At 61.2% G+C, this 13,060-nt stretch carries 13 protein-coding genes; 2 read left to right on the plus strand and 11 right to left on the minus strand.

Annotation, left to right across the window (positions count from 1 at the left end; genetic code table 11):
* Positions 1 to 65: 65 nt before the first annotated feature.
* From AB4O16_RS29255 to parS, 7 genes are all read right to left on the minus strand, one after another.
* Positions 66 to 1,538 (minus strand): aldehyde dehydrogenase family protein, encoded by a 1,473-nt coding sequence (locus AB4O16_RS29255; protein ID WP_460156507.1) that lies wholly within the window; start codon positions 1,536 to 1,538, stop codon positions 66 to 68.
* Positions 1,531 to 2,358 carry an ABC transporter permease gene (locus tag AB4O16_RS29260; RefSeq protein ID WP_110659223.1) on the minus strand — a complete coding sequence of 276 codons (828 nt, stop codon included), beginning with the start codon at positions 2,356 to 2,358 and terminating at the stop codon, positions 1,531 to 1,533. Before AB4O16_RS29260 ends, AB4O16_RS29255 begins: the two co-directional genes overlap by 8 nt.
* Before the next feature lies 1 nt (position 2,359).
* Positions 2,360 to 3,277, minus strand: coding sequence for an ABC transporter permease (locus AB4O16_RS29265; RefSeq protein WP_460156508.1), 918 nt, complete (start codon positions 3,275 to 3,277; stop codon positions 2,360 to 2,362).
* Positions 3,278 to 3,308: 31 nt separating this feature from the next.
* The gene (locus AB4O16_RS29270; RefSeq protein ID WP_460156509.1) at positions 3,309 to 4,451 is read right to left on the minus strand and encodes an ABC transporter substrate-binding protein; all 1,143 of its coding nucleotides are present in this window, start codon (positions 4,449 to 4,451) and stop codon (positions 3,309 to 3,311) included.
* A gap of 39 nt (positions 4,452 to 4,490) precedes the next feature.
* Positions 4,491 to 5,606 carry an ABC transporter ATP-binding protein gene (locus AB4O16_RS29275; RefSeq protein ID WP_460156510.1) on the minus strand — a complete coding sequence of 372 codons (1,116 nt, stop codon included), beginning with the start codon at positions 5,604 to 5,606 and terminating at the stop codon, positions 4,491 to 4,493.
* Positions 5,607 to 5,792: 186 nt separating this feature from the next.
* Positions 5,793 to 6,281, minus strand: coding sequence for an RES family NAD+ phosphorylase (locus AB4O16_RS29280; protein ID WP_160387871.1), 489 nt, complete (start codon positions 6,279 to 6,281; stop codon positions 5,793 to 5,795).
* A complete protein-coding gene (gene parS, locus AB4O16_RS29285; protein ID WP_103393764.1) occupies positions 6,278 to 6,754 on the minus strand; it encodes a type II RES/Xre toxin-antitoxin system antitoxin in 477 nt (158 codons plus the stop codon). The genes AB4O16_RS29280 and parS overlap by 4 nt, the downstream gene beginning before the upstream one ends.
* Before the next feature lie 620 nt (positions 6,755 to 7,374).
* Here parS and AB4O16_RS29290 point away from each other — a divergent pair.
* On the plus strand, positions 7,375 to 7,689 hold the full coding sequence (locus tag AB4O16_RS29290; RefSeq protein ID WP_460156511.1) for a DUF6124 family protein: 315 nt from the start codon (positions 7,375 to 7,377) through the stop codon (positions 7,687 to 7,689).
* A gap of 58 nt (positions 7,690 to 7,747) precedes the next feature.
* Here AB4O16_RS29290 and AB4O16_RS29295 read toward each other — a convergent pair whose 3' ends face one another.
* The 3 genes from AB4O16_RS29295 to AB4O16_RS29305 all read right to left on the minus strand — a co-directional run bounded on the left by AB4O16_RS29295 (position 7,748) and on the right by AB4O16_RS29305 (position 11,220).
* Complete coding sequence (locus tag AB4O16_RS29295) at positions 7,748 to 8,695, minus strand: IS110 family RNA-guided transposase (protein ID WP_460155370.1); 948 nt, start codon at positions 8,693 to 8,695, stop codon at positions 7,748 to 7,750.
* Positions 8,696 to 9,003: 308 nt separating this feature from the next.
* Positions 9,004 to 9,828, minus strand: a complete 825-nt coding sequence (locus tag AB4O16_RS29300; RefSeq protein WP_460156512.1) for a response regulator transcription factor — start codon at positions 9,826 to 9,828, stop codon at positions 9,004 to 9,006.
* Positions 9,829 to 9,999: 171 nt separating this feature from the next.
* Positions 10,000 to 11,220, minus strand: a complete 1,221-nt coding sequence (locus tag AB4O16_RS29305; RefSeq protein WP_460156513.1) for an MFS transporter — start codon at positions 11,218 to 11,220, stop codon at positions 10,000 to 10,002.
* A gap of 123 nt (positions 11,221 to 11,343) precedes the next feature.
* On the opposite strand from AB4O16_RS29305, the gene AB4O16_RS29310 reads away from it, so the two are divergent.
* Positions 11,344 to 12,117: an AraC family transcriptional regulator gene (locus AB4O16_RS29310; RefSeq protein ID WP_460156514.1), complete on the plus strand. Its 774-nt coding sequence runs from the start codon at positions 11,344 to 11,346 to the stop codon at positions 12,115 to 12,117.
* A 33-nt stretch (positions 12,118 to 12,150) separates the two neighbouring features.
* Here the strand turns inward: AB4O16_RS29310 and phnX are convergent, their stop codons facing one another.
* Positions 12,151 to 12,978 carry a phosphonoacetaldehyde hydrolase gene (phnX, locus tag AB4O16_RS29315; protein ID WP_460156515.1) on the minus strand — a complete coding sequence of 276 codons (828 nt, stop codon included), beginning with the start codon at positions 12,976 to 12,978 and terminating at the stop codon, positions 12,151 to 12,153.
* Positions 12,979 to 13,060 lie beyond the last annotated feature (82 nt).

A 13,060-nucleotide genomic window follows, 5' to 3' on the forward strand; every position in this document is an offset into this window, starting at 1 on the left:
CAGATGCCGATTACTGTAGGAGCCGGCTTGCTGGCGATGCAGGCACCACGGTCTGCCAGACAGCTTTACTTCAAGTACCACCCCCAAGGCTGGTCACTGACGTACTCGGTCACCTGCTTGACCTCAAGATAATTGTGCAGCCCCCATTGCCCCAGCTCCCGGCCGATGCCGCTGTGTTTCATGCCGCCCCAGGGTGCTTCGACGAAGGTCGGTTGCGAGCAGTTGACCCAGACGATCCCGGCGCGCAGCTGGTTGGCGACCCGGGCGGTGCGTTGCAGGTCCGCGCTCATCACGGCGGCGGCCAGGCCGAAGCGGCTGGCGTTGGCCATTTGCACCGCTTGCTCTTCGTTCTTGAAGCGCTTGATGCACAGCACCGGGCCGAAGACTTCCTCGCGCCACAGAATGCTGCTGTGGCCCGGCTCGTCGAAGATTGCCGGCTCGACGAAATAACCCTCGGCCAGATGCGCTGGTCGCCGACCGCCGGTGAGCAAGCGGGCGCCGCTGGCCAGGCCCTGGTCGATGAAACCGAGCACCTTGTCGTACTGGCTCTGGCTCACGAGCGGACCGAGCAGAACCCCAGGCTGCATACCGGGGCCGATGCTGATCTTGCGGGTTTCTTCCACCAGCCGTTCGATCAGGCGCGGGGCGATGCTTTCCTGTACCAGCAGGCGCGATGTGGCGCTGCACACCTGGCCCTGGTTCCAGAAAATCCCGAACAGAATCCACTCCACCGCCGCCTCGACATCGGCGTCGTCGAACACGATGAACGCTGACTTGCCCCCCAGTTCCAGGCTGATGTTCTTGATGTCCCGCGCCGCCGCCGACATGATTTTCGCCCCGGTGGGCACGCTGCCGGTGAAGGCCAGTTTGTCCACGCCGGGGTGCTCGGTGAGCGGGCTGCCGGCGTCGGGGCCGAGGCCAGTGACCAGGTTCAATACCCCGGCCGGCAAGCCGATACGATCGGCGGCGGCCGCCAATTCCAGGGCGGTCAGCGGCGTCAGCTCGGACGGTTTCAACACCACGGTGGCCCCGGCAGCCAAAGCTGGCGCGACCTTCCACGCGGCCATCAGCAGCGGGTAGTTCCAGGGGATGATCTGCCCGGCCACGCCAATCGGTTCGTGGCGGATGCGGCAACGGAAACGCTCATCCGGCAAGGCCAGCGGCTGATCCTGCTGCTGGTCCAGTTCACGGGCCAATCCGGCGTAGTAACGAAAGCAACCAATCGCATCGCCGATATCCCACTGTGCTTCGGGCAATGGCTTGCCGTTGTCGCGCACTTCCAGTTCCGCCAGCGTCTGCTGGCCACTTTCCAGTTCATCGGCGAGCGCCTCCAGCCACTGCGCGCGCTCGGCGCCGCTGGTCTGGCCCCAGCCATTGTCGAAGGCCCGCCGGGCCGCGCGCACGGCATGGTCGACATCCTCTTCAGTGCCTGCCGCCACGCGGTGGAAGACTTGCTCGGTGGCCGGGTCGATCACGTCCAGATAGCCGCCCAGGTCCGGGCTGACCCATTCGCCGTTGATGTAGAGCTGATCACGCATGGTGCGACTCCTGGACGCCGGTGCGGCGGTTTTGCAGATGGCGGGAAGTGAACAGCAGGGCCAGCGATACGCAGATGATCACCGTGGAAATCGCGTTGATCTCCGGCGTCACGCCACGGCGGATCGACGAAAAGATGTAGATCGGCAGCGTCGTTTCAGAACCTGCGACGAAAAACGCGATGATGAAATCGTCGAAGCTGAAGGTGAACGCCAGCAGGAACCCGGCCATGATCGCCGGGCTGATCTGCGGCAGGGTCACCCGCCAGAAGGTGTCCATCGGTGGCGCGTACAGGTCCGCCGAGGCTTCCAGCAAGGCCTTGTCCAGCGAGTCGACGCGGCTGCGCACGATCACCATCACCAGCGCCATGGTGAACAACGAATGCGCGGCGATCACCGTAAAGAACCCCATGTTCAACTTCGGCACCGTCGGCAACCAGCTCGCCAGCAGCGGGTTGATCAGGTCGAACAGGCTGATGAAGGCAATCAGTGTCGAGATGCCGATGACGATGCCCGGGACGATGATCGCGCAGTAGGTCAGCGCATCGAACAGCATGCGCACCTTGCTGCCGCAGCGCTGCAAGCCGAACACCGCGAGGGTGCCGAACAGTGTGGCGATCACTGCTGAACTGAAGGCGATCAGCGCGCTGTTGCCCAGGGCTTCCATGATGAACGGGTTGCCGAACGCGGTGCCGAACCATTGCACCGAGCAGCACTGGAACGCCAGGCCACTGCGCCCGGCGTTGAAGCTGAACAGCACGATCAAGGCAATCGGCGCGTAGAGAAACAGGTACAGCGAAGTCGAATAGCTGCGCAGCCACATGTCACAGGCCTCCGTCGGCAGGGCGGCCGCCGTAGCGCGCCACGAGTTTCAAGTACAGGCCGATAATCAGCAGCATCATCGCCACCAGCGTCATGGCCAGCGCGCTGCCGAACGGCCAGTTGCGCGATTGCAGGAACAGGTCGACCAGCGCGTTACCGACAAAAAACACCTTGCCGCCGCCGAGAATGGCCGGGATCAGGAACTCGCCCATCAACAGGATGAACACCAGCATCACCCCGGTGATGATCCCCGGCGCGGACAGCGGCAGGGTGATCCGGCGGAAGCTTTCGAAGGCACTGGCACCCAGGTCCGCCGAAGCTTCGAGCAGGCGCTTGTCGAGTTTTTCCAGGCTGACGTAGATCGGGAACACCATCAGCGGCAGGTAGCCGTAGACGATGCCGATCAGCACCGCCCACGGCGTGTTGATCAGCCGCACATCCTCAAGGCCCAGACTGGCCAGCAGCGCCGGAATGCCTTTGCCGCTGAGGATGAAAATCCACGCATAGGTGCGGATCAGGAAACTGGTCCAGAACGGTACGATCACCAGGGTCAGCAACAGCGAGCGATTCCTGCTGACCTTGACCGCGAGGAAATACGCCAGCGGATATGCCGCCACCAGGCATACCAGGGTGCCCAGCGGCGCCAGCATCAGTGTGTTGCTGAAGGCCGCGCCGCGAGAGCCGAGGTTCAGGTAGTTGGCCAGGGTGAAGCCACCGGCATAGCCGCCCACGGCGCTGCGCTCGCCGAAACTGAAAACCATGATGATCACCAGCGGCATCAACAACAGCAGCAGGAACCACAGGGTCGAAGGCAAGAGCATCAGCAGGGTGATGCGTCGGCCGAGGCTGCGCCGCTGGCGCACCTCGACCGCCAGGGCATGGCCCGGCTGCACCGTTTGCGGGTGGGCGGCGGCATTCATGGGTGACTCCTCATTGGCCATTGTCAGGCGATCAGGCGGACTTGAAACGCGCCATCAGTTCGGCGCGCGCCGGGCTGGTCAGCGTCGCGGCGGCACCGAACTCCAGCGGGCTCAGGGCCTCGGCGGCGGGGTACATGATCGGGTCGTCGAGCATCGCCACCGGCAGCAGCGCGTCGACACGCTTGTCGCCGCTCGGGTAGCCATGGCTCAACACTTCCAGCTTGTTGTGCTGCGGGTCGAGCAGGTAGTTGATGAAGGCGTAGGCGGCGTCCTTGTGCTCCGAGCTTTTCGGAATCGCGAAAAAGTCGCTCCACAGCTCGCCACCTTCCTTGCCCAGCTCGAACTGCATTTGCGCGTTGTCGCGGTGCAGTTGCGAAGCGTCGCCGGTCCATGACATCGCCAGCCAGGCATCGCCGCTGCGCATCGACGGCTGGATGTCGGAGTTGATCGCGAACAGGTGCGGCTTGACCTCGATCAGCAGTTTTTCCGCGTCGGCCAATTCTTTCGGGTCCAGGGAGTTGAAGCTGTAGCCGAAGCTTTTCAGGGCGTTGCCGATGGCGGTCAACTGGTAGTCGTGGACCATCGTCCGGCCGCTGGCCGGGCCTTGGGCGGCGGCCCAGAATTCCTTCCAGCTGGTCGGGCCGTTTTTCAGCTTGCCGCTGTCGTAGAGCATGCCGGTGGTGCCCCAGTTTTTCGGCACCGCGTAGACCTTGCCGTCCACCGTGCCCTGGGCCATGAACTTCTGCTGGAACGCCGAGGCGTCGAAGTTGGGAATGCGCGACAGGTCCAGCGGCTCGATCAGGCCCAGGCCGACGTAGGTGCTGATGGTGTAGTTGGTCGGCACCAACACGTCCCAGCCACTGCCGCCGGCCTGCAATTTGGCGAGCATTTCTTCATTGGAACCGAACACGCTCATCGACACCCGGGCGCCGGTGGACTTGCCGAAGGCGTCGAGGTTTTCCTGGCTGTGGTAGTTCGGCCAGGTCGCCAGCGACAGGCGATCACCCAGCTTGGCTTGTTCGGCGGCCTCGGCGCTGGAGGTCAGCAGGCCGGGCATGTTGGTGGCGACCACGGCGGCGGCGATCCCAAGGCCCGTGCGGCCAAGGAACTCGCGGCGGCTGATCGAGCCGTTCTGCCAGCTGCGCAGGGTTTTTATAAAAGTCTTCTGGTCCATAGCACGCTCCACATCCGGTTGATGAAACGAATCGATGATTTACAACGCCATGGCCAGGCCATTGGCGTGATCCCAGCCGACGCGAACCGCTGCGCCGTGTTCGAATGCATTGGCGCCGTGATCCTGTTGGCGCGGCACCCGCACGCAGACCACGCCGAAGGCCTGGGTGCGCACGCGGTATTCGGTGGAGTTGCCCAGGTAGATGCGGTCTTCGACGCAGCCCGGCAGCTTCACTTCGCGGCTCATCTCGGCATTGGCGCCGGCGATGCTGATCAGCTCCGGGCGCACCGCGATGCAACCGGCGGCGTTGGCGCTCAGGCCCTTGCCGGTGGGGGTGAGCGGGCTGGTCAGTTCCAGCCCTTGCTCGGTGCGCAGCACCACCGAGTTGCCGTTGAGCTGGCGCACGGTGCCGTCGAACAGGTTGGACTCGCCGATGAAGTCAGCCACGTAGCGACTGGCCGGGGCTTCGTAGAGTTGTTCCGGGGTGGCGGTCTGGATGATCGACCCGTTGTGCATCACGCTGATGCTGTCGCTCATCGACAGGGCTTCCTCCTGGTCGTGGGTGACCAGCACGAAAGTGATGCCGACTTCACGTTGCAGGCGCAGCAGCTCCGACTGCATCTCCTTGCGCAGCTTGCGGTCCAGCGCGGCCAACGGCTCGTCGAGCAGCAACACCGTCGGCTTGTTGACCAGGGCGCGGGCGAGGGCGACACGCTGTTGCTGGCCGCCGGAAAGCTCGCTCGGCTTGCGCTGGCCGAAGCCGCTCAGGCGCACCATCTCCAGCGCCTCATCAGCCATGCGCAGTTGCTGTTTCTTGTCCGGGCGAGGGGTGCGATAGCGCAGGCCATAGGCAATGTTCTGCGCCACGGTCAAATGCGGGAACAACGCGTAATGCTGGAACACCATGTTCACCGGCCGCTCGAACGCCGGCACACCGGCCACGTTTTTACCGGCCAGGCGCACCTCGCCGCTGGTGGGCTGCTCGAAGCCGGCGATCATGCGCAGGGTGGTGGTCTTGCCACAGCCCGAACCACCGAGAAAGGAATGAAACGAGCCACGCCGCACCGCAAAATCCAGACCGCTGACGGCCTGCACCTCGCCATAGCGTTTGACCACATTGCAGAATTCGATATCGCTTGGCGGGGTGTTGTTCACGAGGCGGGCTCCCTTGCAGTGATGAATCAGTGCGTCGGGGGCCAAACTAGCAATGGGGGTTTTGCGGTGTATATATCCCTTGGGGGATAGGAGGGGAATGGTTCAAACGTTCGGTAGGCGGTGAGGTGTAGAGATCACACGCGAATGCTGCATTTTAGTACTGGTAGGCCAAGTCGACATTCGAGTTCATTTCAGCAAACGGGTATCCAGTCCAAAACGCTCCTGCGAAACAAGCTTGAATTGATCCGCGGCCAAATCACAGCTAACCAGCAGGTTCCAGGAGTGGCGCGTAACTGCAGACGGAATAAGCACGAATGGATGTTGCGCCAGTAGCTCATCAGCAAAATGCTGTTGATTGGGCGAGAGTTCAGATGGAATGAGCCAGTTGGGGTTCGGCACGTCTTCGGGCTGAACAACCTTGATGACATTCGAATCCAGAACTTCGAAACACGTCAGCACATAAGGCACCCTGTCGAGAGTATCGAAGCCTGCGTGGGTGGCGACCTCTAAAATCGCCGTAGCCGGGTCGGCCGAAGCGTAAATGACCCGGCGGCCAGGAGGATTCCATCGGCCGCCGGATTGTTGCGCACCAATGCCGCTATCCCATGTGTCCTTGAAAACCGCACGGTCCAGACGCCAAGCGTGCCACTTCCCATCCCAAGGCAAAGGATTCATTGATAAACCCCGTGTTCAATGCGGGTCAGGTAGTCCTCTACCACCTGGAAACCCAGCGAGTTGTCGATCAGTTCCAGCGGAATATGACCCTCCAGGTACTTGCAGGGTTTCTTCAGCCAGTCCTCAGCCAACTGCTGATCGCCAAACACATTGATGGCGTGTTCGAGTACCTGTGCGTACTGAAAGGCGACAGTGCTTTGCTGCTGGTTCAGCCGAACCGGCTGGGTCTCCTTTGCCAGGCGCTGCACCGTCCTCAGGGATTTCCCGGTAATGCGCTGAACAAGGTCGTGCTCCATGTACAGGCCGGATATGGAAATCATGTCCCTGACGTCACTCAGGTCAAAGCCTTCTTGCGTGTATCGGATGATCAACATGCGTGTATCGCCACTACGGCCATGTAGCAGCACTTCAGTAGGCTTGCGGGTGACACGCTTTGTCTCTGTCCCTACGACTTCATTTTTGACGGCGGGCATACCGTTTACCTCTATGCGACATTTGACGCGATCATAGCGCCAAATGTCGCCAATCGGGTAATTGCCTTTCTCGACCCTTGTCTCGCGCATGTAATCGTTTCACCCTGAATGCCTGAAAGAACGCCCGCATCAGGCGAGAAATTGCTATCCCTGATCAGCGCGGCCAAGTTAAACCTCAAGCTTCCGGCCGCCAACCTTAAAAATACGTCAGATATTTCCTCTGCGGTCCTGGGAATTTCAACGTGGGCAAGCCACGTAAATTCAAGGCTGAGACACGTATGTTTAATCGCTGTCAGCGTTACTTCCCGCAAGCTACACCAGCTTGCGTCGTTGCCTACAGGTACGCCAGAATCCGCCGGCTTGTGCGCCTTGGGGCTGGGTTTTATCGTTTGCCGGTCGCTGGAAAACTTCAGTGATCGGGTTTGGTAGCCCGGTGTAACAAGGTGCAATGCGTCACTGTCAGCAGCGTTTTTCTGCTCTGCTTTATGGTGGCCATGCACAGGGCGCCTTCGGGCGCGCCGGTTTCCTTGTACCCGGTCTACCAACCTGCGTATGGCCACCACCCAACGTTTGGTAGCGTGAGAGTGATGGCTCCTTTTGACGGTACAAGGAGTTTCACTATGTTCAAAGTCACACCCAATCCGCCGGACTCCGATCCGGCATCCCCGTACGAAAGCTTCGATCTCAACCCTGGCCGCCACATCATGGCGACGCCGCGCAAGCCGGGCACGATGTTCATCGTCAATCCCGACCTCAATCTCGAAACCTTGCTGGTGCACGCCTGCGAATCGCTGGCCTCGGCCAATGTCATGGCGACCGATCTGGTGGATCATCTGGAGGGGACGAGCCGCAATGCGCTGCTGGGGATTGCGCAGGTGATCATGCTGGGGGAGTTGGCGGTGAATCGCGCGCTGGATCAGCTTGATCCGCCCTGACCACAATCTTCAGAACACCGATAGACCTGTGGGAGATTCTATGGTTGAGGGGAAGCCCTCAACTGGCTTTTGGTTGGTATTCGCTCTGCCCCTTCAGTAGGGCGAATACGATCCGAGCAAGCTTGCGAGCCAGTATCACCAGTGCCTGAGTGGTGCTGAAGCCTCGAGCTCTTTGCTCTTCGTAAAAGCCTTTCCAGGCTGACGTTCGGCTGGCCGACATCGCCGCGTTGTGCAAAAGCCGGCGGGCTTCCGGGTCACCTCGCTTAGTCAAACTCCGGCGACCGTCTTTTTGTCCTGACTTCGACACTCGTAAATCCATCCCCAGAAAGGCGATAAACGCATCCGCGCTTCTGAACTCGCCCCGCTGAAACGTCGTGAGCAAACGGGCTCCGGTCAGAAATCCAATGCCTTCAACTTTCAGGCAACGCTTCAACTGACCGAGCAAACCAGCTTCTTTGAGACGATCGTTAATCGTCTTTTCGACCAGCGTTTCAAGCTTTTGCATGGACTTCACTTGCTCGGCGAAAGCAGATTTCAGCAGCGGCTCATTCGCCCAGCTTTGCACCAGCCCGACCCGCGCCTGAACCAAGGCTGCGCGACGACGAAAAAGGCTCAAGAGCTGGCGGTACAGCGGTGATGGCGGGGTCCAAGGGTGAAGATCATCACCTTCGTTCTTCAGATAGCGAGCGAGCAGTCTGGCATCCAGCGCATCGGTTTTGGCGCGGATATTCACCCCTTTGCGGTAATGGCTGAGTTCATAGCCACCCACCATATAAATCACGCAGCCGGCCTCATAGGCCAGATCGGCAAACTCCAGGTGATAGATATTGGTCGACTCAATGGCTACAGCAACAGTCCCCGACAGGACCTTCAACCAATGCTTGATGGCTGTTTTGTTGTTGGGGATCTCTTCGAGCAGGTCAAGTTCGGCGTGATAGATCACCAGTTCGTTCTTGGCGACATCCACGCCTACGATCGGCTTTTTGACAGAAACCGGCATTGCCATTGGATTTCCTCCGGGATATGGTTTTGAGCACTTGAAGGGCTCACCCAGAGGCGCAGGCTTGTTCCTATCGTCGGTCTAGCCAGATGCATTCTTTATCGGCGCTTGGGTGAAAGGAGGAGGGGCGAAATCTCCCACGGATCTGTACTGCGTCAACAGTCAGAATCGGGCTTTGTCCCTCCTCCTCCCTTCAAGTCCTACCATACAAGCGGGCTTGCCCGCGATGGCGGTATGTCAGACACATCAATGTTGAATGTGCTGCCGCTATCGCGGGCAAGCCCGCTCCCACAGGATTTTGCTTACCGACAGGATCAGGCTTGCAGCTTGAGACCGGGCACCTGCAACGGATCCTCCGTTAACTCCCGGATAAACAACCCGAGCAACTCCGACTGGCTACCAATCCCCAACTTCGCATAAATATTCTTGCGATGAATCTTCACCGTCCCGGGGCTGATGTTCAGTTGTTCGGCCACCGAGGCGCTGGAGTGGCCGCGCAGCAACAGTTGCACGATCTCCTGCTCACGCCCGGTGAGGATGTGCGCGCCGAAGTGGTCGAAGGCTTCGCGGATCTTGAAGTCCAGGTCCTGCGCCGGTCGCGGTTGCTGGGCCTGACGCAGGCGCCAGGCTTCGTTGATGACTTGCTCGACCACCGCTTGCGCACACTCGACCAGTTGCATTTCGTCCCGGCTGAACGCGCAACCGGCGTTGGAACGCATCAGCGACAACACCGCCGTGGCACCACCGCCGAGGTCGACGAAAAACGCCACTTCCTCGGCGAGGCCGGTCTGCTGGTAATAGGTCAGGAAGTACTCGCCGAGGTAGAAGTGGTCGGGGGCGAACTGGCGCAGTCGCCACAACCCCGGCGCCTGCCCGCGGGTGCAGGCCAGGTAGAACGGGTCGAGCAGGTAGGGCCCGCACTGATAGTCGTCGACATACACCGCGCGCTTGTCCGCCGAGAATGTATCGAACATCGCCAGTGGCCGGTGATTGCCTTCGTAGACAAACAACACGAAATGATCGACCGGGCAGATTTGCCGGAGCCAGTGGCTCAACCCCGACAGCCGCGCATGCCCGGCAGGCAGGTCGAGCAGGTGGGCGACTCCGGTGGTCCAGAGTTTCAGTTCCTTGGGGCGCATGGCGACTACAGGCAGAAGAGGATGGCCATTGGATGCACAAAGTACGCCATGGCGATTTTGCCCGTGTGGAGCGGGGCAGGTGGCGGTGCGCCGTGGAAAAGACGCACCGCAACAGGGCCGGGTGTTACCGAGTGCTACAGGGCGGGTAGCAAAAATGATCGGCTGAATCCTTCAGCGAGCACTCCGGGTCGAAGGCAACAGGATCGTCAAAACTCCCAGCAACGGCAGGTACGAACACAACGTGTACACGTACTCGATGCCATGAATATCCGCCAGGTGCCCCAGCAGCGCCGCACCGATCCCGCCGAATCCGAACATCAGGCCGAAGAACACCCCGGCGATCATGCCGACGTTGCCGGGCACCAGCTCCTGGGCGAAGACCACGATGGCCGAGAATGCCGAGGCGAGGATGAAACCGATGATCATGCTCAGCACGCCCGTCCAGAACAGGTCGACGTAGGGCAGGGCGAGGGTGAAGGGCGCGGCGCCGAGGATCGAGAACCAGATCACCTGCTTGCGGCCGATCCGGTCGCCGATCGGGCCGCCAAAGAAGGTGCCCGCCGCGACGGCGCCAAGAAACAGGAACAGGTACAGCTGCGAACTGGCCACCGACAGCTCGAATTTCTCGATCAGGTAGAAGGTGAAGTAGCTGGTGAAACTGGCCATGTAGAAGTACTTGGAGAACACCAGCAACGCCAGCACCACCAGGGCGAAGGTCACTCGCCGCTTGGACAGGCCGTGGGTGGCCTTGCTGCCTTGCTTGAGCTTGAACAGGTTCAGGTGATTGCGGTACCAGCGGCTCAGGCCGTATTGCACGAGGATGGCGAACACCGCGAACAGGCCGAACCAGGCCACGTTGCCCTGGCCGTAGGGAATGATGATCGCGGCGGCCAGCAAGGGGCCGAAGGCGCTGCCGGCATTGCCACCGACCTGAAAGGTCGACTGCGCCAGGCCATAGCGACCGCCCGAGGCCAGGCGCGCCACCCGCGAGGTCTCCGGGTGGAAGGTCGACGAACCGACGCCCACCAGCGCCGAGGCCACGAGAATCGCCGGGAAGCTGCCGACCATCGACAGCATCAGGATGCCGATCAGGGTGCAGACCATGCCGGCCGGCAACAGCCACGGTTTGGGATGACGGTCGGTGTAGAAACCGATCCAGGGTTGCAGCAGCGAAGCGGTGAGCTGGAAGGTCAGGGTGATCAGGCCGACCTGGGTGAAACTCAGGCCATAGGTGCTCTTGAGCATCGGGTAGATCGACGGCAGCACGGCCTGGATCAGGTCGTTGATCAGGTGCGCCAGGGCGCAGGCGCCGATGACGCGCATGACCAGCGGGCTGGCCTGGCTTGCAACCGAGGCGGTGGGTGAGGGGGAGCTGAGGGTGGTGGTCGACATGGGCGTTCTTCCGGATAAACGCGAACTGCGAAGCAGTCAATTTCAGGGTTCGGCGTTATCCTAGGGGCCTTGAAATCGCCCGTCTCGCGCAGATCGGGCATCGACCATCGCAAAAAGGGCGTCATGATCAAACCACTGGATAAATTTCTCGCGGACATCGACCAAGGCGACTGGGACGTTCGCAGCAGCGCGACCGATTACCCGGAAAACTGGTTTATCCAGCCGCACTCCCACGAGAAGCATCAACTGATCTATGCCATCGAAGGGGTGATGGTGGTGCACGCCGCAAGCAGCCAATGGACCGTACCGCCGAGCCGTGGCATCTGGATGCCGAGTGGGCAAGTGCACTCGATTCGCTGCGTGGGGCCGATCAAGATGCGCAGTGTGTTCGTGCACCCTGACGCGAGCATCGGACTGCCCGCCGAACCTCGGGCCGTGAGCGTTTCTGCACTCCTGAGTGAGCTGATCAAAGTCTCGGTTGATTTCGACTTCAGCGAACAACCGAACGCACGGGAGACCCGCGTACTGCGGCTGATCCTGGATGAACTGACGATCCTGCCGACCCTGCCTTTGAACCTGCCACAGCCCGCCGATCCACGGATCAACCTGATCTGTAGCGCATTGCAGCGTGATCCCGGGGATGGCTCGACACTGGCGGACTGGAGCGAGCGGCTGAGCCTGGACGTCAAAACCATCCAGCGCCGTTTCCGCAAGGAAACCGGCATGACCTTCGGCCAATGGCGCCAGCAAGCGCGACTGCTGCTGGCGCTGGAACGAATCGCCGTGGGGGAGAAGATCATCGACATCGCCGGGGAGCTGGGCTACGACAGCCCGAGCGCGTTCACCACCATGTTCAAGAAGCAGTTCGGCAAGACGCCGAGCGATTTTTTCAAGTGATGGCGGCCGCCCGCGGGACGGCCGCTTGACGGCTCAGGAACCTTGCGGTGTTTCACCCCGCGCCAGGCGGGCATTGATGTCTTCGATGACCGCCGGCAGATCGACGATGGTGTCGATCAGGTAGTGCGGGCGAGAGGCCTCGAACATCTTGACGATGCGGCTGCGCTCGCTGTCCAGCCTGTCCGAGGGCAGGGCCTTGTATTGCTCGTAGGTCAAGCCCAGGGCATTGCCGGAGCAGGTCAGCGCGACTGTCCACATCCCGGCGGCACGGCCTTCGAGAATGCCGGGCCAGGTGTCGTCGACCTTGACGCAGGCGGCGACGTCGCTGATGCCCAGGGCTATCACGTTGGCCAAGGCCTGGGCCGGGTAGGGGCGGCCGTTGGGCACTTCATCGGTGGCGACCACATGGTCGGCGACATAGCCATTGTGCCGCGCCAGCTCGACCACTTTTTCCATGACCACCGCCGGGTAACCGGAGCAGGAGCCGATCTTCAGGCCCTTGTCGCGCAAGGCGTCGATGGTGTTCAGCGCGCCCGGAATCAGCGCCGAGTGCAGGGCGATTTTCTCGATCTGCAGGGGCATGAAGCGCTCGTAGAGGGCGGTGACATCGTCGTCGGTCGGCAGTCGATCGAACACTGCCCGATAGCGTTCGGCGATCTGCGGTTGGTTGCACAGGGTGCGGATGTGATCCCACTTGCCCATGCCCATCGGGCCCCGCGCTTCTTCCAGCGAAACGGCGACGCCGAACTCGGCAAACGCCTCGACGAAAATCTGCGTGGGGGCGAAGGAACCGAAGTCGACGACGGTGCCGGCCCAGTCCAGGACCACGGCTTGCAGTTGGGTCGGTTGTTGGTAGTTCATGGTGGTGCTCCATTTTTTGTTGTGGGCAGGCCGTCCCTCCTGTCGCCAGGAAGTAGGCCCATGGATTGCTAAAGCTAAAGGT

The organism is Pseudomonas sp. S2_H10 (assembly GCF_054668285.1).